The sequence below is a fragment of the Kineococcus lubricus genome (assembly GCF_050871965.1).
Classification (GTDB): domain Bacteria; phylum Actinomycetota; class Actinomycetes; order Actinomycetales; family Kineococcaceae; genus Kineococcus.
In genome coordinates this window covers 16,845-36,150 of record NZ_JBJLSK010000037.1, presented here as the reverse complement: position 1 = coordinate 36,150, position 19,306 = coordinate 16,845, and the positions used below count along the sequence as shown (strand labels likewise).

Here is a 19,306-nt window from a genome sequence, read left to right as displayed (position 1 = left end):
GCGGGCACGGTGTGCCCGCCCGTGGCCGCGGCGCCGCGCGGGAACCGGTGGCGGCGCTGCACGCGCACCGGCCTCGTCGTCCGGGAAGACCCCTCTCGCGCCCCCGGTGCTGAGGTCGCAGCACGGGCAGTTCGCTGCGAGAGCGACCCGAGGGACGTGCGCCGACGCGCCGGCCGACCTCTCCAGACCGGACGTCGTCTCCGTCGCCGGTCGTCGGTCTCGCTCTGGGAACGTTGACAGACGCAGAGGGGCGGGGGTAGTCCTAGACGTGTCACCGGCCGAGGAGGGCCGGCGTGCAGCACGATGACGTCCTGCTCTCGGAGGCTCCGTGTCCACCACCGCCGGCTCCACGACCGGTCCGCTGCTCGACGCCGCGGACGAGGGACCGACGCTCCGGCGGCACCGCCGGGCGCGGCTGAGCGACCGCGACCGCCGCCGCCTGTGGACGGGCCTGGCGTTCATCTCGCCGTGGGCCGTCGGGGTCTGCGTGTTCGTCGTCTACCCGATCGTCTACTCCTTCGTGATCAGCCTGACCCGGTACTCCGGCATGAACTCCCCCGAGTTCGTGGGGTTCACGAACTACCTCTCGGCGGCCATCGACCCGCTGGTCGGCACGTCGATCGCCAACACCGCGCTGTACGCCGTGGTGGCGGTGCCCTGCAGCCTGATCGTGGCCCTGGTCGTCGCGGTCGCCATGAACCAGGACCTGCGGGAGGTCCGCTGGTACCGCACCGCGCTCTACATCCCCTCGCTCGTCCCGACGTTCGCCCTCGGCTTCATCTTCATCGTCTTCGTGAACCCGCAGTTCGGTGTCGTGAACCAGGCGCTGCGCCTGTTCGGCGCCGAGGACGTCAACCTGCTCGGCGACCCGCAGACCATCAAGTTCGTCATCGTCGCGATGGCCCAGCTCGCCGCCGGGAACGCCGCCCTCATCTTCCTCGCGGGGCTGCGAGCCGTCCCGCCGTCGCTGTACGAGGCTGCCCGCGTCGACGGAGCCGGGCCGGTGCGGCAGTTCGTCTCCCTGACGCTGCCCCTGATCTCCCCGGTGATCCTCTTCAACCTCATCACCGGGATCTCCAGCGCCCTGCAGATCTTCACCGAGGGCTACGTCGTGTCCAGCGGGGTCTCCGACGCCGTCGGGGGCCCGGACAACGGGACGTTGTTCTACATGCTGTACGTCTACCGCAACGCCTTCAGCTACGCCTCCCTCGGGTACGCCTCGGCGCTGGCCTTCCTGCTGTTCGTCGTCGGCGTGACCCTGTCGGCGTTCGTGTACGTCCTGTCGAAGCGCTTCGTCAACTACGACCTCGACGCCGGCTGACCCGACCACCCACGAGAGCTCAGGAGACGTCGACGTGGCCGTGAGCCTGTCCCCACGCACCGCCCACCCGACCACCCCGCGACGCCGGGCGGACGGCAGCACGAAGAAGTGGTACTCCAGCGTCATCGCCCGGGTGGTGCTGGTGGTGATCTCGCTGGCCTTCCTGGCGCCCCTGTACTGGATGGTGGCCAGCGCGCTGAAGTCGGACGAGGAACTCGCCGCCTTCCCGCCCACGCTGTGGCCGCAGGAGCTGCACTGGGAGAACTTCTCCGCGGCCGTGCAGTCGATGCCGTTCTTCACGTTCTTCCGCAACACCGTCGTGGTCACGGTCCTGTCGGTCGTCTTCGCCGTGTTCTCGAACTTCGTCGTCGCCTACGGGTTCTCCTGCCTGCGGTGGCCGGGGCGCGACAAGGTGTTCTACGTCGTCATCGCGACGCTGTTCATCCCCTTCCCCATCACGCTCATCCCCATGTTCGACCTGTACGCCTCGCTGGGCTGGATCAACACCTGGGCGCCGCTGGTGGTGCCGTCCATGTTCGCCTCGGCGTTCTACGTCTTCCTCATCCGGCAGTTCCTGCTGCAGTTCCCCCGCGACGTGCTGGACGCCGCCTCGATCGACGGTGCCAGCGCCTGGCGCACCCTGTGGTTCGTCGTGTTCCCGCAGGCCAGGCCGGCGCTGGCCACCGTCGCCATCTTCGCGGCCGTCGGGTCCTGGAACGACTTCATGGGTCCTCTGCTGTACCTGCAGGACCAGGACGTGCAGACGCTGTCCATCGGGATCCAGGCCTACACCATGACGGCGTCGACCGAGGACTTCCAGTACAACCAGCTGATGGCCGTCTCGTTCCTGGTCATCGTGCCGCTCGTCGTCCTGTTCTTCGTCTTCCAGCGCTACTTCATCCGTGGCGCGACCGTCGGGAGCTTCAAGTGAGCCACACGCGTCGACAGGTCCTGGGCTGGGGTGCCGCGGCGGGGATCGCCGGGCTGGCCGGCTGCGGCTCGGGGGCCCGCGCCGGCGGCGACATCGCCTTCTGGGGAGCCGGCGGGGACGACCTGCCCGCCCAGACGGCCCTGCTGGACGCCTACACGGCGGCGAACCCCGGGGTCTCCATCACCGCCAGCCAGGTCCCGGCGGGGTCGCTGAACTACGGCGCGAGCATCATCACGGCCGTCCGGGGCGGGACCGCACCCGACGTGTGGCTGCTGGACCGCTTCACCACCGCCCAGTACGCTTCGCTCGGCCTCCTCGAACCGCTGGACCCGCTCATCGAGGAGTACACCGGGACCTCGGTGGAGGAGTTCAAGTCCGGCTGGATGAAGTTCGCGATCGACGAGGCCAGCTACGACGGCCAGTTGTACGCGCTGCCGACCGAGACCGACTGCCGGGCGCTGTTCTACAACAAGCAGGTGCTGCGCGACGCCGGGATCGACCCCGACGAGCTGGACCCCGCGAACGGCCCGGTCACCTTCGACCGCGTCCTGGAGATGGGGGACGCGGTCACGACCCGGGACGAGCGCGGCAACTACACCACGATGGGCTGGATCCCCTGGAGCGACGAGGGGTGGCCCATGACGTACTCCTTCGCCGGGGGCGCCTCGTACTTCGACGACGCGACCTGCACGGTGGACCTGCTGGACGAACCGATCCTGCACGCCTACCAGCTCCTGGAGCAGTGGCGCGACCGGCTGGACTTCGCCAAGACCGACCTGTTCCTGGCCACCTACCAGCCGGCCTCGGGCCCGCCGTCGGCGAACACGGTGCTCACCGGACGGCGCGCCTTCGTGACGGCCACGCCGTGGTGGCTGTCCAACTTCGACCGGTACGCGCCGGACCTGGACTGGGGGGTCACCCACCTGCCCGTCAACGCGGCCGGCGACCGGCCGTACACGTGGTCCGGGGGTTTCGCCGTCGCGACGCCCAAGGGGTCCTCGCGCTCGGAGGAGGTGTGGCGGTTCATGTCCCACTACGCCGGGACGACCGGTCAGCGCGAGCTCCTCGGCCCGCTCAAGCGCCTCGCCACCCGCAAGGACGTGCTGGCCGACCCCACCGCCTACGACCCGTCCCTGCAGTTCTTCGTCGACGAGCTCCAGTACTCCACGTCCCGCCCACCGCTGCCGGCCGGCCAGGTGCTGTGGGACGCGTCCGTGGAGGCCCGGGACGCGATCCTCTACAGCGGCGTCCCGGCGGCCGAGGCGTTGCAGCGGGCGCAGGACCGCGTCGAGCCGCAGATGAGCCCCTACTGCCCGTTCACGCTGCCCGAGGGGTTCGGGACGATCGAGGTCTGACGGGCGCGACGCGGGGAACGGGGCCGGGACGACCCGACCCCGTTCCTCTCGGGACGCCGGTCAGAAGCTGGACCGCGGCACCCCCTGTCCCGGGTCGATGCGCGCCGGGCCGCCCACCGAGGGCCGGACGTCGATGTCGAAGATCGCGGTCGGCAGGTAGACGGTAGAGCAGGAGTTCGGGATGTCCACGACACCGGACAGCCGCCCCTCGATGGGTGCGGCTCCGAGGATCATGTACGCCTGCTCGGGGGTCCAGCCGAACTTCGTCAGGTAGTCGATGGCGTGCAGGCAGGCGCGCTGGTACGACAGGTGGGAGTCCAGGTACCGCTGTTCGCCGTCCAGGGTGACCGACGTCCCGGAGAACGCCAGCCACTGGCTGTACTGCGGATCGGTGTTGCCGGGCATGAACACGGCGTTCTCGGTGACGCCGTACGTCTGCATCCCGCCGGGGATGACGTCGACGTGCAGGTCCATGAACCCGCCCATCTCGATGGCGCCGCAGAAGGTGATCTCCCCGTCCCCCTGGGAGAAGTGCAGGTCGCCCATGGACAGGTTCGCCCCGTCGACGAAGACGGGGTAGAACACCCGGCTGCCCCTGGTGAGGTTCTTGATGTCCTGGTTCCCGCCGTTCTCGCGCGGGGGAGCGGTGCGGGCCGCCTCGGCGGCGGCCTCCTCGAAGGCGTCCCCGGCCAGGCTCCCCAGCAGGGCGTCCTGCGGCAGCGGGGGCAGCGCCAGCGGCGGGACCCGCTCGGGGTCGGTCGCGATGAGCGCGCCCTCGCGCTGGTTCCAGCGAGCCAGCAGGTCGTGCGAGGGGGCGGTGCCCATGAGGCCGGGGTGCACGATCCCGGTGAACGAGACGCCCGGGACGTGGCGCGACGTCGCGGTCTGGCCCCGGAAGTCCCAGATCACCTTGTAGGCGTCGGGGAACTGCTCGGTGAGGAAACCGCCGCCGTTCTGCGTGGCGAAGATGCCGGTGTAGCCCCAGCCCTGCCCGGCCAGCGGCCCGGAGTCCTCACCGGGGATGGGGCCGACGTCGAGGATGTCCACCACCAGCAGGTCCCCGGGTTTCGCTCCCTCCACGGCGATGGGGCCGGACAGGACGTGCACGGTGGACAGCGGCGCGTCGCGGATGTCGTCGGCGGAGTCGTCGTTCCGGATGGCGCCGTCGAACCACTCCCGGCAGTGCACCCGGAACGAGGTGTCCGGCTTCACGGTGACCTGGGCGGGGATGTCGGGGTGCCAGCGGTTGTGCCCGACCCGTTCCTGGTCGGCGAAGCGCTTGGTCGAGTCCAGCGGGAAGACGAGTTCAGGCATGACGTCGCTCCTTCGGGGGGACGGGCGGGTGGGTGCTGCCGGGCGGGTCGCCCGGGGACGGGCCGCCGGGGGCCGTCGGGGGCACGGGCCGGCGGGTCAGCGGGTAGGTGCCCGCGAAGGCGACCACGGCCACGACGGCCAGGACGACGGCCGCCGTGGTGGTGTGCTCGGCCCAGGTCCCGGTGAGCAGCATGAACGCCGGGACGGCGCCGGTCGTGATCCCCTGGACCGCCGCGACCGCGCCGGTCCAGCGCGCCAGCGCGGTCCGGCCGCGGGCGAGCAGCAGGAAGAACAGGAACCACAGGAACGCCCACATCAGCCAGATGACCCCGAAGGCGGGGTCGTCGAAGCGGGTGAAGTTCAGGCCGGAGTAGACCAGGGCGCAGGCCGCGACGAACGCGGAGAACCAGCCCAGACCCGTCCCGTCCAGCTTCAGCAGGGTTCCCAGGGCCACGTACAGGTAGGTGAAGCCGAACAGGTACAGACCGGCGGCCGACAGCACGGCGTCGGGATCACCGCCGGCGGTGAACACCAGGTAGGTGGGGGTCAGGACCTGCAGGCCCCCGACGAACAGGTTGATCGGCACGGCGTCCCGCGCCCCGACCAGACCGAGCAGCGACAGGCCGTTGACCAGCAGCACCGCTCCCACGTACAGCAGTCCGACGCTTCCCATCTCCTCGACCTCCGGGTGGGGACCGGCCGCTCAGGGCCGGGGCAGGCGGGACAGAGCGGGGTCGCGGCCCGGCCGGGCGGTGCCGCCGCCGGGTGGCCGCGGGGGCGCGGACACGACCGCGGGTTCGTGGGCCGTCCGCTCGGTCGCCTCGATGAGGGACAGCGCGCGGCGGTTCGGGGTGGCGACCATCGGCGGGCTGAACACCCGCGGGCTGTCGGCCGCGCAGTGCGGGCAGCACCTCACGGGAGGCGCGGTGCCCAGGGGCAGTCGGTGTTCGAACCGCCCGTGCTGCGCACAGCGGTACTCGTAGTTCGGCATCGCAGGACCTCCGTCGCTCCTCGCGGTGTCCTCGCGAGCGTAGGGACTCGGCGTCGCCGTGACCAGGGCCTGCCGCCCCCGATCCTGCCGGGACCCCTCAGTGGCGCGCCGCCTCCACCACCAGCCGCCCGACCCCCTCCACCACCGGGGGGAGTTCCTCGTCGCGGTGGGCCAGCAGCAGGGTCGTGGTCACGGGGGGACCGGCCAGGGGCACGTAGGCGACGCCGTCCAGGTGCAGCGAGCGCACCGGGTCCGGCACGAGGGCGACGCCGAGCCCGGCCGCGACCGAGGTCACCAGCGTCGACGTCTCGCGGACCTCCAGGGTGTCGACGGGGGTGAAACCGGCGGCGCGGCACGCGGCGAGCGTCGCGGTGAACATCGCCGACCGGGCCCCGGAGGGGTGGACGACGAAACGCCGTCCGCGCAGCGACGCCAGGTCCAGTTCGGCTCGGCCCGCGAGGGGGTCGTCGGCGGGCAGGACCGCGACGAGCGGTTCGGTGCGCAGCGGGGTGAGGACCAGGCCGGGGGTCGCGTCGGCGTTGCGGACCACGGCCAGTTCGATCGTGCGGTCCAGCAGCATCGTCAGCAGCAGGGGGGTGAGCTGCTCGCCGTGCAGGTCCAGCCGGACGCACGGGAGCTCGGCGGCGACCAGGCGCGAGAGGCGGGGGAGCAGGTCGTAGCTGGCGGTGCCGACGAAACCGACGCCCACCCGGCCCGCCCGCCCGTGCCGCAGGTCCGCCATCTCCTCCTCCAGGCGGGACAGGTCGGCCAGGACCGCCCGCGAGCGGCGCAGCAGGTGGCGCCCGGCGTCGGTCAGCTCCACCGACCGGCTGGTGCGGGTCAGCAGCGGCAGGCCCAGCCGGCGTTCGAGGCGACGGACCTGCTGGGACACCGCGGGCTGGGCGACGCTGAGCCGTTCGGCGGCCCGCCCGAAGTGCAACTCCTCGGCGACGGCGGTGAAGACCCGCAGCTCACGGCTTTCCATAAGTCGAGGGTATCGATCGACAGCGTTCTGGTCTTGGACGTGATCGAAGGAGCGGCCTACCGTCCCCACATGCCCTCCGCGTTCGTCTACGCCGCCCGGCGCACCCCCTTCGGCCGCTTCGGCGGCGCGCTGGCCCAGCACCGTCCCGACGACCTGGCCGCCGCGGTGCTGCGCGACGTCGTGGCGGCCGCGCCGCACCTGGACCCCGCGGACGTCGACGACGTCGTGTGGGGGTGCGCCAACCAGGCGGGGGAGGACAACCGCGACGTCGGCCGGATGGCGGTGCTCCTGGCCGGCCTGCCGGTCAGCGTGCCCGCCACCACGGTCAACCGGCTGTGCGGTTCCTCCCTGGACGCGGTCCTGATCGCCTCCCGCGCCGTGGAGTGCGGTGACGCCGACGTCGTCGTGACCGGCGGGGTCGAGTCGATGACCCGCGCGCCGTGGGTGCTGCCCAAGCCCTCCCGCGCGTTCCCCGCCGCCGACACCGTCGCGGCCTCCACCACCCTGGGCTGGCGGCTGGTGAACGAGCGCATGCCGGCCGAGTGGACCGTCTCGCTGGGGGAGTGCAACGAGCAGCTCGCCGACCGCCTGGGCATCTCCCGGCAGCGGCAGGACGAGTACGCCGCCCGTTCCCACCAGCTCGCCCAGGCCGCCTGGGACGCGGGGTTCTACGACGAGCTGGTCCGGCCCGTCGAGGCGCTCGCCGGGGCCGAGCCCCTCACCCGCGACGAGGCCGTCCGGGCGGGGTCCACGCCGCAGGAGCTGGCCGGGCTCACCCCGGCCTTCCGGCCCGACGGGACGATCACCGCGGGGAACGCCTCCCCGCTGACCGACGGGGCGGCGGCGGTGCTGATCGCCTCGGGGACCGCACCCGTGGGGACGCCGCCGCTGGCGCGGATCGCCGGGCGCGGCGTGCACGCGCTGGACCCCCGCGAGTTCGGGTTCGCCCCCGTCGAGGCGGCGAACCGGGCGCTGGCCCGGGCCGGGATCACCTGGTCGGACGTGGGGGCGGTGGAGCTGAACGAGGCGTTCGCGGTGCAGTCGCTGGCCTGCGTCGACGCGTGGGGGGTCGACCCGGGGATCGTCAACACCGCGGGCGGTGCGATCGCGCTGGGGCACCCGCTGGGGGCCTCCGGAGCGCGCCTCGTGGGGACCCTGGCCCACCGGCTGCGCCAGAGCGGGGAACGCTGGGGCGTGGCCGCCATCTGCATCGGCGTGGGGCAGGGGCTGGCCGTGGTCCTGGAGAACGCCGACGCGACCGGGGGTGCGCGGTGACCGCGACGCTGTGCGCCACGACGGCCGAGGCCGTGGCCGGGGTCCGGGACGGCAGCACCGTCCTCATCGGCGGTTTCGGCATGGCCGGCATGCCGGTGCACCTCATCGACGCCCTCATCGAGCAGGGGGCCGGTGACCTGACCGTCGTCTCGAACAACGCCGGCAACGGCGACACCGGCCTCGCGGCGCTGCTCGCCGCGGGGCGGGTGAGCACCGTGGTCTGCTCCTTCCCCCGCCAGTCCGATTCCTGGGTGTTCGACGGCCTGTACCGGGCGGGCCGCATCAAGCTCGACGTCGTGCCGCAGGGGAACCTCGCCGAGCGCCTGCGCGCGGCCGGTGCGGGCATCGGCGCGTTCTACTGCCCCACCGGGGTCGGGACGCCGCTGGCCGAGGGCAAGGAGACCCGCGAGATCGACGGGCGCACCTACGTCCTGGAGCACCCGATCCACGGCGACGTCGCCCTCATAGGCGCCCACCGGGCCGACCGGATGGGGAACCTGGTGTACCGCAAGACCGCGCGGAACTTCGGCCCGGTGATGGCGACCGCCGCCCGGACCACCGTGGTGGAGGTCAGCGAGGTCTGCGAGACCGGGGAACTGGACCCGGAGTCGATCGTGACGCCGAGCATCTACGTGGACAGGGTGGTGGTCGTGTGACCGGCTCCTCGCAGGCCCCGACGCTCGTCCCGGCGGACGGGCCGCTGGACAAGCACCGGATGGCCGCCCTCGTCGCCCGGGACATCCCGCGCGGCGCCTACGTCAACCTCGGCATCGGGCAGCCCACCCTGGTGGCCGACCACCTGCCGCCGGGCAGCGGGGTGGTGCTGCACACCGAGAACGGCATGCTGAACATGGGACCGGCCGCGGCGGAGGGGGAGGTCGATCCCGACCTCATCAACGCCGGCAAGGTCCCGGTCACCGAACTGCCCGGCGCCGCCTACTTCCACCACGCCGACTCCTTCGCCATGATGCGCGGCGGGCACCTCGACGTCTGCGTGCTCGGCGCGTTCCAGGTGTCCGCGGCCGGTGACCTGGCGAACTGGCACACCGGCGCCCCGGACGCCATCCCCGCCGTCGGCGGGGCGATGGACCTGGCCATCGGCGCGAAGCAGGTGTTCGTGATGATGACCCTGTTCGCCAAGGACGGGAGCCCCAAGCTCGTCCCGTCCTGCACCTACCCGCTGACCGGCGTGGGGTGCGTCTCGCGGGTCTACACGGACCTGGCGACGTTCGACCTGGGGCCCGACGGCCGCGTGGAGGTGCTGGAGACGTTCGGCGCCACCGCGGAGGAACTGGGCGAGCGGCTGGCGGTTCCGCTGGTCCACCGCGGGCGGCCCGTGGGGTGAGGGGCGCCTCCCGCTGACGCGGCGCCGCGCCCGCGCGCGGCGCCCGCCGTCACCGGTCCGCCCCGGCGGCCTCGACCATCCCCAGCAGCAGCGCGGCGACGCCCGCCCGCACCGCGCCCGCCCGCACCCGGGAGGTGTCGGCGGAGAACCCGTGCACGATGTAGCCGTCGATCACCATCACCGACTGGGCGGCGAGCTCGCCCACCCGGTCGCCGCTCAGGTCGGGCCGCACCGCGGCGATGCAGTGGGCCAGTTCGCGCTGGTTGCGGTCGTAGAGCGTCTGCAACCGGGCCCGGGCCTGCGGGTCGCGGGCGGTGAGGGACCAGAACTCCACGAAGAACCCGGCCACCTCCGGGTCCTCGGCGTCGCGGACGAAGTAGTCCACGACCCGGTGGAAACGTCGTTCCGGGGAATCGCCGGGCACGGTGACGAACGCGTCGTAGGTGGCCCAGTACTGGGCGGTCGTGAAGTCCAGCATCCCGAACAGCAGGTCCTGGCGGGTGGGGAAGAAGTGCTGCAGGTGCCCGAGGCTGATGCCGAGGTCCTTGGCCACCGCGCGGACGCTGAACGCGGCCCCGCCGTCCCTGACGAAGGCGGTGCGCGCGGCGCGCAGCACCTCAGCCCTGCGATCGCCCTTGTGGTCCTGCTTCACCCGTGGCACGTGCCGTCCTCCCCGTCCGTCGTCGACCGACAGCACAGCACACCCCCCGGGCACCACCGCGAGGCGGCCGGGGGCTTGACCGGTGGGGGCGGGCACCCGATAGTCGTCTGCACTAGGTCAGTCGACCTAGCGCTTGCGCAGCGACGCGCCGCGAAACCCCCGTGCACCGCTGCGTGCGCCGCCCCCCCCGCCCGCGAGGAGAACCCGATGACCGACCGACCGGCCGCAGCCGCCACCCGGACCCCCGGTGACGACCCGGACGAGACGATGCGCCTGTTCGACCTGCGCGTCACCGTCTGCGAGATCAAGGGCCGATCCGTGTGCGGGATGTCCGTCGGGGACCACTTCGACGTGCGCAACAGCGACCAGCTGTCCCTGCCGCCGGGGCAGTCGTTCTGCTTCTGGGCGATCCAGTCGGTCGTCCCCCTGCTCGCGGCGAAGATGCGCAAGCTCCCCGACTCGGACTGGCTGGAGCAGGACTCGATCGTCTGCTGCCCCGACCCCGAGGAGGGGTTGCTGCTGAAGATCGAGCGCACCCGCGAGGTCGAGCTGCGGACGGCGGACCTGACGTGAGCCGCACCGAGTTCGGCGTCGGCATCGGCGGCACCCTGCCCCCCGGGGACTACCCCGGCCTCGGGCGTGCCCTGGAAGAGCACGGCTTCCACGTCGTCACCGCCTTCGGGGACCTGATGATGCAGCCGCCCGCCCTGCCGCTGGCGGCGATCGCGGCCGTGACCGAACGCCTCCGGGTCGGCGTCGGCTGCTACACGCCGTGGACGATGCACCCCGTCGAGATCGCCGGCCAGATCGCCTACCTCGACCACCTCTCGGGGGGCCGGGCGTTCTACGGCATCGTCCGCGGCGCCTGGCTGGACCAGCTGCGGCTGGACACCCGCCGCTCCATGACGGCCGTGCGCGACACGGTCGCCATCGTCAGCTCCCTGCTCGCGGCGTCGGGGGAGGGGCACGAGGGGAAGGTCCACGGCCTGGCGCCCAAGACCGCCCCGTACTACCCCGTCCTGCGCCCCCACGTCCCGCTCATGGTGGGGACCTGGAGCCCGCAGCTGGCGGCCTTCGCCGGTGAGCGGGCCGACGAGGTGCAGGTCGGGGGGAGCGCCAACCCGGCGATGGTCGGCGTGGTCCGCGAGCGGGTCGCGGTGGGGGAGCAGGCCGCCGGTCGCGACCCCGGCTCCGTGTCCGTCGTCATGACGGCCGTCACGGTCGTCGACCACGACGGCGCGGCCGCCCGCGAGCTGGCGCGCCGGGAGGTGGCGCTGCCCTTCCAGGTCATCGCCGCGCTCGACCCCACGGTCGAGGTCGACCCCGAACTGCTGACCCGGATGGACGGCCTGCTGCGCGAGCACCGGATGCAGGAGGCCGGCGCCCTCATCCCCGACGACCTGCTGCACCGCTTCAGCTTCTGCGGGACACCGGCCGAGGTCGCCGACCACGCGGCGGAGGTCTACGCCGCCGGAGCCACCCGCATCGAGTTCGACAGCCCGTTCGGGCGCACCCCGCGGGAGGGCCTGGACCTGCTGGGCCGGCACGTCCTGCCGGCGTTGCGCGCCCAGGGCTTCGGGGTCGACCGGTGAGGGGGAACGACGTGGCCGGCACCTCCTCGCAGGGCGTCCCGCCGGGGACCGCGGCCGGCACGGACGCGCCGACCCTCGTCGACGGCACGGCCACGCCGCTGCGGGGGCGGATGGGCACCGTGCAGCTCGTGCTCACCGTCCTCGCCATGGCGTCCCCGCTGGGAGCGGTGGCCGGGGTCGTCCCGCTCGTCATCGCCGTCGGGACCGGCGTGGGGGCGGCCATGACCTACGTCCTGGTCGGTCTCCTCCTGCTGCTGTTCGCCGTCGGTTTCACGGCGCTGAGCCGGGCGCTGCCCCGGGCGGGGGCCTTCTACACGTTCGTCAGCGCCGGGCTGGGCCGCCCGCCGGGCCTCGGGGCGGGTTTCGTGGCCCTCGTCGGGTACCTGGCCCAGCTGGTCGGTGCGTACGCCTTCCTCGGCGCCGCCGTGCAGGTCCTGGTCACCGCGATCGGCTGGGGTTCGGTGCCGTGGTGGGGGTGGTCCCTGGTGGCCTGGGCCTGCGCGGGCGTGCTCGGTTTCGTGAACGTGGAGTTCTCCGGGCGGGTCCTCAGCGTGCTCATGCTGCTGGAGGTCGCGGTCGTGCTCTGCCTCGACGTCCCCGCCCTGCTGCGCGGCGGGCCGGAGGGACGGCCGTTCGGCGTGTTCTCCGCCGCCGTCCTGGGCCAGGGGTCGCTGTCCCTGGCCATCCTCTTCGCCGTCTCCACGTTCATCGGGTTCGAGGCCACGGCGATCTACCGGTCCGAGACCCGCGACCCCGAGCGCACCGTGCCGCGCGCCACGTACGCCGCGGTGGGCCTCATCGCCCTGTTCTACGTGTTCACCGCCTGGTCGCTGACCACCGCCTACGGGCCGTCGCAGGTGGTGGCCGCGGCCCAGGCCGACCCGACCACGCTGTTCACCCGGGCGCTGGGCGAGTACGCGGGCCCGCTCGTCGCCGACACCGTCTCCTTCCTGCTGGTGACCAGCGTCTTCGCCTCCATCCTGTCCTCGCACCACCCGATCTCCCGGTACGTCTTCTCCCTGTCCCGCAACCGGGTGCTGCCCGCCGCGTTCGGCCGCACGCACGCCAGGCACGGTTCCCCGGCCGCCGCGTCGCTGTTGACCTCGGCGACCTCCGCGGTCGTCGTCGTCCCGTTCGTCGTGCTGGGGGTCGACGCGGTGAACGTCTACTCGTGGTTGTTCGGGATCGCCGCCTACGCCCTGCTCGTGCTGCTGACGCTGACCACGCTGGCCGTCGTCGTGCACTTCCGCCGGGCGCGGGCCGGTGGGGGTACCGGGCCGGTCCCCGGGCCCTGGCACACCCTGGTGGCCCCGGGGCTGGCGCTGGTGGGCCTCCTGGCGACCCTGGGCGTGGTGAGCCGGAACTTCTCCGCCCTGCTGGGCAGCGGTCCCGTGCTCGCGGACCTCCTGGTGCTCGGGGTGTGGGCCGTCTGCGGGGTGGGGGTCCTGACGGCCCTGGTCCGGCGGCGGCGCGACCCGGAGGCCTACGCCCTCCTGGGCGACGGTCGCTGAGCGCTGCGGTGGCGGCGTCCCGCTAGGGGAAACCTTTCGCCCCTGGAAGGAGTTCCTCACCGGCGGGTGGGACGTCGCCCATTGCTCCCGTCCGCGGGGGTGCCTACGTTCGAGGAACGGTCCAGGAACCGCGAGGATCGCCCGACGCTGGGAAGGACGTGGAGAGCACGTGGACGTCACCGAGACGGTCGAACGCACCCTCCTGGCCTACTTCCAGCTGTGCGACGTGCCGGCCGGGGAACCCCTCGGCCTGGCGTTGAGCGACCTCTTCACCCCGGACGCCGTCTGGGAGGGGGTCGGCGACGCCTACGACGCGAAGTTCGGCCGGCACGAGGGCCGGGACGCGGTGCTCGCCGTCCTGGCCCGCTACCTCCCGCCGCAACCGCACTTCCGGGCGAACGTCCACCTGCTGTCGCCCGGGATCGTGGACCCGGTGGAGGACGGCACCGCCCGCGGTTCCTGGACCATGCAGCAGCTCTCCCGGTACGAGGACGGGACCAGCGAGGTGCTCGTCGCCCGGCTGGACGTCACGTTCGAGCTGCCGGGAGGAGAGGGATCGGGACCGGCGAGGATCAGCCGGTTCCGCACTCGTCGGATGTTCTCGCACCCCCTGCCGGGGGTGCTCTCGATGGAGGAGGTTTCCCGTGTCGGCTGACGGACGTCACACCTTCCTGACCTGTTACGCGGACACGCACGGGTACGGCTGGCACCACGTCGACCTGTTCGTGCACGACGAGCACGGCAAGGAACTGAACTGGGTGCACTGGCAGGTCGACGAGGACGGCCCGGACGGCGCGGACGCCGCGACGGCCCGGGTCGAGCCGCAGCTCGTGCGGACGTCGGAGTGGCAGCGCGGGGTCAGCGCCGACGGCAGCGAGTACTGGCTGGCCGACGCCGCCTGGGGGGACTGACCCCGGTGGACCGGGACCGCCGCCCCCCGGGCGTCGAGGCGACGCCCGGGGCGGCGGACGCGGACGAGGTGCCCGTGGTCCACCTGGTCGACGACGACGTCGAGCTGTGCGCGTCGCTGTCGCGGCTGCTGGAGTCGGTGGGCATGTCCTGCCGCTGCTGGTCCGACCCGGTCAGCTTCCTGGCCGAGGCCGACACGACGGGGTGGGGGTGCGTGGTGCTCGACGCCCGGATGCCCGGCCTCGACGGGTTCACCGTGCAGGAGCGCCTCAACCAGGCCGGGTCGCTGCTCCCGGTCATCTTCGTCTCGACCGGTGGCGACGTCCGCATGTCGGTGCGCGCCATCCGCGCCGGGGCCGTGGAGTTCCTCGAGAAGCCCTACGACGTGGAGCGGCTGATCGACAGCCTGCAGCAGACCCTGCGCACGGCCAAGCCGCGGTTGCAGGAGGCGAGGGTCAGGCGCGAACTGCGACGGCGCCTCACGCTGCTCACCGACCGCGAGGCGGAGGTGCTGGACCTCGTGGTCGAGGGCCTGCCCAGCAAGCACGTCGCCAGCCGGCTCGGCATCAGCGTGAAGACCGTCGACGTGCACCGCACGCGCATCCGGGAGAAGACCGGGGCGGCGAGCATCCCGGTGCTCATGCGGGACATCCTGCTCTGCGGCCTGCACCGCAGCGCGGCGACCGGGACCCACCGCGTCGGGGCACCGCTGCCCGTCCCGCTGAGGGAATCACCTACGGCGACGGGGGTGTCCCCCCGCCGGAGTGCTCCGGAGTTCCGATTGCCCCACCGCCACGGGGCTCCGTAGCGTCGCGAGCGGTTCGCGAGGTCCCGCCCCCGAACCCCACGGATCCGAAGGAGGAACCGCACATGACTCAGACGGACAACCGCGACGGCGCCGTCGCCGTGGCCGAACCCGAACGCGTCGTCCACCGGCCCGGAACGCTGGCCGTCGACTCGCTGGTGGCCCAGGTCGCCGCCCAGCGCAGCCGGATCGAGGAGCTGCGTCACGTCCCGCGCGACGTCGTGGCCCTCTTCAAGGCCGCCGGCGTCTACCGCGCGGCCACCCCGCGCCGCTTCGGCGGCGACGCGCTGCCCCCGGCCGAGTTCCTGCGCCTCGTCGAGGCCATCTCGGTGGCCGACGGTTCCGCGGGGTGGGTGGCCAGCTTCGGGTCCGCCACCACCTACCTCGCGGCCCTGCCGCTGTCGACCCAGGCGGAGATCTACCGCGACGGCCCCGACCTCGCCTTCTCCGCGGGCATCTTCCCGGTGCAGCCGGCGGAGGCCGTGCCCGGTGGTTACCTGGTGAACGGCAAGTGGTCGTTCGCCAGCGGCTGCATGGGAGCGGACCTGCTGGGCGTCGGGATCTCCACCGGGGAACCGGGCGTCGCCGGCAAACCGCTCACCGCGGTGCTGCACCCCTCGAAGGTCGAGATCGTCGACCACTGGGACGTCGTGGGCATGCAGGGCACCGGCAGCCACGACCTGCGCGTCGACGACGTCGTGGTGGACCCCGCGTGGACGTTCGTCCGCGGCGGGGCCCCGCAGGTCGACGAGCCGCTCTACCGGTACCCCACGATCGCGTACGCCGCGCAGGTCCTCGCGGTCGTCGGCCTCGGGGTCGCACGCGCCGCCCTCGACCACGCCGAGGGGGCCGGCGGTGACCGCCGCAGCCTGACGGCGAACAGCAAGGCCGCCGAGCGCCCGACCTACCGCATCTCCCTGGCCCGCGCCGAGGCCGAGCTGCGCTCGGCCCGCGCCTGGTTCTACGAAGCGGCCGAGTCCGTGTACGACCGGGTGCTGAGCGGCGACGAGGTCACGCGCGAGGACCACAGCCTCCTGCGCCTGTCCGCGGCCCACGCCGCCCGCACCGGGTTCTCCGTGACGCAGGCGGCGTACTCCCTGGGCGGCATCGCCGCCATCCAGAGCGCCGGGCCGCTGCAGCGGCTGCTGCGGGACGCCTCGGTGGTGCCCCAGCACGCCTTCCTGACGGAGAACATCTACGACGGCGCCGGTTCGGTGTTCCTGGGGGCCGAGCCGTTCCCCGGGTACGTCTGACCCACCGCCCCGTCCGACGACCAAGACCACACGAGGAGTCGAATGTCCGAGTCCACCGCCCCCCTGCGCGTCCTGTTCTGCATCGGCATCAACCAGAACTTCTTCGACCTGCCGAAGCACAGGGTCCCGGAGGTGTTCAAGGCCTTCGGCGCCATGCTGGGTGACCTGGCCGCGCTCCCGGGGATCCGCGTCATCGCCGACCTCGACGACGACCAGAGCATGGTGGGCCCGTCGTCGACCTACCCCTGGACGTCGTACGTCCTGGCCGACGCCGACGACCTCACCGCCGTCGCCGCGGCCACCAACCTCTTCCGCACCACCCCGGTGGGCCCGGGCGAGGACGACGTCAAGCTGTGGCGCTACGCCAAGATCGAGGCTCGCGTCGGACGCCCGCTGACGTCCGCCGGGAGCACGACCCTCTCCGTCGCCGAGGAGGCTTCGCAGTGACCATCATCTCCCCCCGTCCCGCCGTCGCGGACGGCGTTCCCGGAGCGCCGGCCGCCGGCCCGCGCGGTTTCGGCCACCTGGCGCAGGAGGACCGGGTCGCGTCCGCGCTGTACACCGACCCGGCGCTGTACCAGGAGGAGCTCCAGAAGATCTTCTACAAGACCTGGGTGTGGGTCGGGCACGAGAGCCAGCTGCGCAAGGCCGGCGACTTCATCACGTCCCACGTCGCCGACCAGCCGGTCATCGTCTCCCGCGACCGCAAGGGCGGCCTGAACGTCCTGGTGAACCGCTGCCGCCACCGCGGGGCCAGCGTCTGCGAGACCCCCCGGGGCAACGGCAACGGCTTCACCTGCCCGTACCACGCCTGGTCGTACGGCCTCGACGGCAAGCTGCGCGGGATCCCGTACCCCGAGGGCTACGAGGACGTCACCGACAAGAAGGACATGCCGCTGCAGCGGCTGGAGGTCGCCTCCTACAACGGCATGGTCTTCGCCAGCTTCAACCCCGAGGTCGAACCCCTCGAGGACTTCCTGGGCGGGGCCCGGCTGTGGATCGACCGCTTCATGAAGCAGGGTGCGGGCTACCCGATCGCCATCCAGGGCGAGCACAAGTTCCGCTTCCAGGGGAACTGGAAGATCCAGCTGGAGAACACCACCGACGGGTACCACTTCCCGATCGTCCACCGCTCCTGGATGTCCTCGGTCGACGCCGAGACGGCCAGCATGCTCTCGTTCATGACCGACGAGCTCGCCGTCACGCACGCCCTGGGCAACGGGCACAGCGCGGCCGTCATGGTCCCCGAGCACGTCGACCTCGACGAGGACGACGGCACCGAGGAGGTCCAGGGTCGTTTCGAGCACATCGAGAAGGTCCTGGTGAAGGACTTCGAACCCGCCAAGGTGCGCCGGATCCTGCGGTCCATGCACGGTGCGGGGTTCAACCTGAACCTCTTCCCGAACGTCGCCTGCTCCATGTCGTTCTTCCGGGTGCTGCGCCCGGTGAGCGCGACCGAGACCGAGATCCGGCACTGCGCCCTCGGGATGGAGGGTGGCCCGGACATCGTCAACCGGGAGCGCCTGCGCATCCACGAGCACTTCCAGGGCCCCTTCGGGTTCGGGACCCCGGACGACTCCGAGGCCTGGGACCGCGTGCAGCGCGGGGCCGTGGGCGGGATGGACCTCCCGATCCTGGTCAACCGCGGGCTGGGCCGCGAGGTCGTCGCCGACAACGGCGACAAGGTGTCGCACGTGACCGACGAGACCGGCATGCGCGAGGCGTACCGGAAGTGGAAGGAGATGATGTCGGCGTGACCGCGGTGGACTCGCTGAGCACGGTGACCGGTGACGGTTCGCACCTCTTCGACGGCCGGGTGGCCGAGGCGATCGCGCTGATCTGGCGCGAGGCCACGCTGCTCGACGCTCCGGACTACGAGGCGTGGGACCAGCTGTTCACCCCCGACGCCAGGTACGTCATCCCGATCGACCCGAAGACCACGGACTTCGAGGCGTCCCTGAACATGGTGTACGACGACGAGCGCATGCGGAAGATGCGCGTCGAGCGCCTCGTGGGCGGCTACTCGATGTCGGCGGTGGCCGCCGCGCGCACCGTCCGCACGCTGTCGCGGTTCGTCGTCCGCGAGCAGGCCGGGGACGAGCTCGAGCTGACGTCCGCGCAGGTCCTCGTGGGGCACAAGCGCGAGCGGACCTTCGTGCTCGGCGCGGACGTCACGCACCGGATCCGGTTCGTGGACGGCACGCCGCTCATCGCGCTGAAGGTGATCCGGCTGGTCAACTCCGACGAGTCGGTGAGCGCGTCGGGGTTCCTGCTGTGAGCGACGAGGCCCGCAGGGTCGCCGTCGTCACCGGCGCCGGCCGCGGTCTGGGCCGCACCATCGCCCAGGTCATGCACCGCGAGGGGTACTCGGTGGTCGTCACCGGGCTCAAGCAGCAGGCGGTCGAGGACGTCGCGGCCGGGCTCGACCCCAGCGGCGCCACGGCGTTCGGCACCTCGCTCGACGTGCGGGAGAAGTCCGAGTTCGAGGCCGTCCTGGCGCAGACCGTCGAGCGCTTCGGCGGTGTGCAGGTCCTGGTGAACAACGCCGGGTACGCGCGGGCCGAGAAGCTGCTGGACATCTCCCCGGACAGCTTCCGCGACGTGCTGTCGACGAACATCAGCGGCGCGTTCTTCGGCGGGCAGGTCTTCGGCCGGTACTTCGCCGAGCAGGGCCACGGGCGCATCGTCAACATGGCCTCGCTGGCGGGGCAGAACGGCGGGACGGCCACCGGCAGCCACTACGCCGCCGCCAAGGGCGGGGTCCTGACGCTGACCAAGGTCTTCGCCCGGGACCTCGCCGCCCAGGGCGTCACGGTGAACGCCGTCTCGCCGGGGCCGGTGGAGTCGACGGCCGTCGACGAGATCGTCGGGGCCGAGAACGTCGAGGCCATGCGGCAGAGCATCCCGGCCAGGACGCTCGGTTCCCAGGAGTTCATCGCCAAGGTGGTCGTCCTGCTCGCCGGTGCCGACGCCGCAGGCGTCACCGGTGCCTGCTGGGACGTCAACGGCGGTCTCTACCTGCGCTGAGGCGTTCCCCGTCGGGTGGTCGTGGTGCGAG

Annotated in this window: 22 protein-coding genes; 17 read left to right on the top strand and 5 right to left on the bottom strand. The window is 72.4% G+C overall.

Annotation, left to right across the window (positions count from 1 at the left end):
* Window positions 1-328: 328 nt before the first annotated feature.
* The 3 genes from ACRYRX_RS20005 to ACRYRX_RS19995 are packed head-to-tail and all read left to right on the top strand — an operon-like array spanning window position 329 to window position 3,607.
* A complete protein-coding gene (locus tag ACRYRX_RS20005; protein WP_432514777.1) occupies window positions 329-1,321 on the top strand; it encodes a carbohydrate ABC transporter permease in 993 nt (330 codons plus the stop codon).
* Window positions 1,322-1,361: 40 nt separating this feature from the next.
* Window positions 1,362-2,252 (top strand): carbohydrate ABC transporter permease, encoded by an 891-nt coding sequence (locus tag ACRYRX_RS20000; protein ID WP_432514776.1) that lies wholly within the window; start codon window positions 1,362-1,364, stop codon window positions 2,250-2,252.
* Entirely contained in the window at window positions 2,249-3,607 is a 1,359-nt protein-coding gene (locus ACRYRX_RS19995) for an ABC transporter substrate-binding protein (protein ID WP_432514773.1), read from the top strand. The genes ACRYRX_RS20000 and ACRYRX_RS19995 overlap by 4 nt, the downstream gene beginning before the upstream one ends.
* Before the next feature lie 60 nt (window positions 3,608-3,667).
* Here ACRYRX_RS19995 and fmdA read toward each other — a convergent pair whose 3' ends face one another.
* The 4 genes from fmdA to ACRYRX_RS19975 all read right to left on the bottom strand — a co-directional run bounded on the left by fmdA (window position 3,668) and on the right by ACRYRX_RS19975 (window position 6,897).
* Window positions 3,668-4,921, bottom strand: a complete 1,254-nt coding sequence (gene fmdA / locus ACRYRX_RS19990) for a formamidase (protein WP_432514771.1) — start codon at window positions 4,919-4,921, stop codon at window positions 3,668-3,670.
* On the bottom strand, window positions 4,914-5,594 hold the full coding sequence (locus tag ACRYRX_RS19985; protein WP_432514769.1) for an AmiS/UreI family transporter: 681 nt from the start codon (window positions 5,592-5,594) through the stop codon (window positions 4,914-4,916). Before ACRYRX_RS19985 ends, fmdA begins: the two co-directional genes overlap by 8 nt.
* Window positions 5,595-5,624: 30 nt before the next feature.
* Window positions 5,625-5,912, bottom strand: coding sequence for a zinc ribbon domain-containing protein (locus ACRYRX_RS19980; RefSeq protein WP_432514768.1), 288 nt, complete (start codon window positions 5,910-5,912; stop codon window positions 5,625-5,627).
* 97 nt (window positions 5,913-6,009) lie between these two features.
* Window positions 6,010-6,897, bottom strand: coding sequence for a LysR substrate-binding domain-containing protein (locus tag ACRYRX_RS19975; protein ID WP_432514767.1), 888 nt, complete (start codon window positions 6,895-6,897; stop codon window positions 6,010-6,012).
* Between the two features lie 69 nt (window positions 6,898-6,966).
* On the opposite strand from ACRYRX_RS19975, the gene ACRYRX_RS19970 reads away from it, so the two are divergent.
* Genes ACRYRX_RS19970 through ACRYRX_RS19960 form a run of 3 tightly spaced genes read left to right on the top strand, consistent with a single transcriptional unit; the run spans window position 6,967 to window position 9,517 of the window.
* The gene (locus ACRYRX_RS19970) at window positions 6,967-8,172 is read left to right on the top strand and encodes a thiolase family protein (RefSeq protein WP_432514766.1); all 1,206 of its coding nucleotides are present in this window, start codon (window positions 6,967-6,969) and stop codon (window positions 8,170-8,172) included.
* The gene (locus tag ACRYRX_RS19965) at window positions 8,169-8,828 is read left to right on the top strand and encodes a 3-oxoacid CoA-transferase subunit A (protein WP_432514764.1); all 660 of its coding nucleotides are present in this window, start codon (window positions 8,169-8,171) and stop codon (window positions 8,826-8,828) included. Before ACRYRX_RS19970 ends, ACRYRX_RS19965 begins: the two co-directional genes overlap by 4 nt.
* A gap of 59 nt (window positions 8,829-8,887) precedes the next feature.
* Window positions 8,888-9,517: a 3-oxoacid CoA-transferase subunit B gene (locus ACRYRX_RS19960; RefSeq protein WP_432514783.1), complete on the top strand. Its 630-nt coding sequence runs from the start codon at window positions 8,888-8,890 to the stop codon at window positions 9,515-9,517.
* A 49-nt stretch (window positions 9,518-9,566) separates the two neighbouring features.
* Here ACRYRX_RS19960 and ACRYRX_RS19955 read toward each other — a convergent pair whose 3' ends face one another.
* Complete coding sequence (locus tag ACRYRX_RS19955) at window positions 9,567-10,178, bottom strand: TetR/AcrR family transcriptional regulator (RefSeq protein ID WP_432514762.1); 612 nt, start codon at window positions 10,176-10,178, stop codon at window positions 9,567-9,569.
* A gap of 207 nt (window positions 10,179-10,385) precedes the next feature.
* On the opposite strand from ACRYRX_RS19955, the gene ACRYRX_RS19950 reads away from it, so the two are divergent.
* From ACRYRX_RS19950 to ACRYRX_RS19900, 11 genes are all read left to right on the top strand, one after another.
* The gene (locus tag ACRYRX_RS19950; protein ID WP_432514761.1) at window positions 10,386-10,751 is read left to right on the top strand and encodes a TIGR04076 family protein; all 366 of its coding nucleotides are present in this window, start codon (window positions 10,386-10,388) and stop codon (window positions 10,749-10,751) included.
* Entirely contained in the window at window positions 10,748-11,770 is a 1,023-nt protein-coding gene (locus ACRYRX_RS19945; RefSeq protein ID WP_432514760.1) for an LLM class flavin-dependent oxidoreductase, read from the top strand. The genes ACRYRX_RS19950 and ACRYRX_RS19945 overlap by 4 nt, the downstream gene beginning before the upstream one ends.
* Window positions 11,767-13,281 (top strand): APC family permease, encoded by a 1,515-nt coding sequence (locus ACRYRX_RS19940; RefSeq protein WP_432514758.1) that lies wholly within the window; start codon window positions 11,767-11,769, stop codon window positions 13,279-13,281. Before ACRYRX_RS19945 ends, ACRYRX_RS19940 begins: the two co-directional genes overlap by 4 nt.
* A gap of 169 nt (window positions 13,282-13,450) precedes the next feature.
* Complete coding sequence (locus ACRYRX_RS19935) at window positions 13,451-13,936, top strand: nuclear transport factor 2 family protein (RefSeq protein ID WP_432514756.1); 486 nt, start codon at window positions 13,451-13,453, stop codon at window positions 13,934-13,936.
* Window positions 13,926-14,192 carry a hypothetical protein gene (locus ACRYRX_RS19930; protein WP_432514755.1) on the top strand — a complete coding sequence of 89 codons (267 nt, stop codon included), beginning with the start codon at window positions 13,926-13,928 and terminating at the stop codon, window positions 14,190-14,192. Before ACRYRX_RS19935 ends, ACRYRX_RS19930 begins: the two co-directional genes overlap by 11 nt.
* Before the next feature lie 5 nt (window positions 14,193-14,197).
* Window positions 14,198-14,998: a response regulator transcription factor gene (locus ACRYRX_RS19925; protein ID WP_432514753.1), complete on the top strand. Its 801-nt coding sequence runs from the start codon at window positions 14,198-14,200 to the stop codon at window positions 14,996-14,998.
* 62 nt (window positions 14,999-15,060) lie between these two features.
* A complete protein-coding gene (locus ACRYRX_RS19920; protein WP_432514752.1) occupies window positions 15,061-16,248 on the top strand; it encodes an acyl-CoA dehydrogenase family protein in 1,188 nt (395 codons plus the stop codon).
* Between the two features lie 42 nt (window positions 16,249-16,290).
* On the top strand, window positions 16,291-16,695 hold the full coding sequence (locus ACRYRX_RS19915) for a hypothetical protein (RefSeq protein WP_432514751.1): 405 nt from the start codon (window positions 16,291-16,293) through the stop codon (window positions 16,693-16,695).
* A 77-nt stretch (window positions 16,696-16,772) separates the two neighbouring features.
* Complete coding sequence (locus ACRYRX_RS19910; protein ID WP_432514780.1) at window positions 16,773-18,005, top strand: aromatic ring-hydroxylating oxygenase subunit alpha; 1,233 nt, start codon at window positions 16,773-16,775, stop codon at window positions 18,003-18,005.
* A complete protein-coding gene (locus ACRYRX_RS19905; RefSeq protein WP_432514749.1) occupies window positions 18,002-18,526 on the top strand; it encodes an aromatic-ring-hydroxylating dioxygenase subunit beta in 525 nt (174 codons plus the stop codon). Before ACRYRX_RS19910 ends, ACRYRX_RS19905 begins: the two co-directional genes overlap by 4 nt.
* The gene (locus ACRYRX_RS19900) at window positions 18,523-19,275 is read left to right on the top strand and encodes an SDR family NAD(P)-dependent oxidoreductase (RefSeq protein WP_432514748.1); all 753 of its coding nucleotides are present in this window, start codon (window positions 18,523-18,525) and stop codon (window positions 19,273-19,275) included. The genes ACRYRX_RS19905 and ACRYRX_RS19900 overlap by 4 nt, the downstream gene beginning before the upstream one ends.
* The last annotated feature ends 31 nt before the right edge of the window (window positions 19,276-19,306 follow it).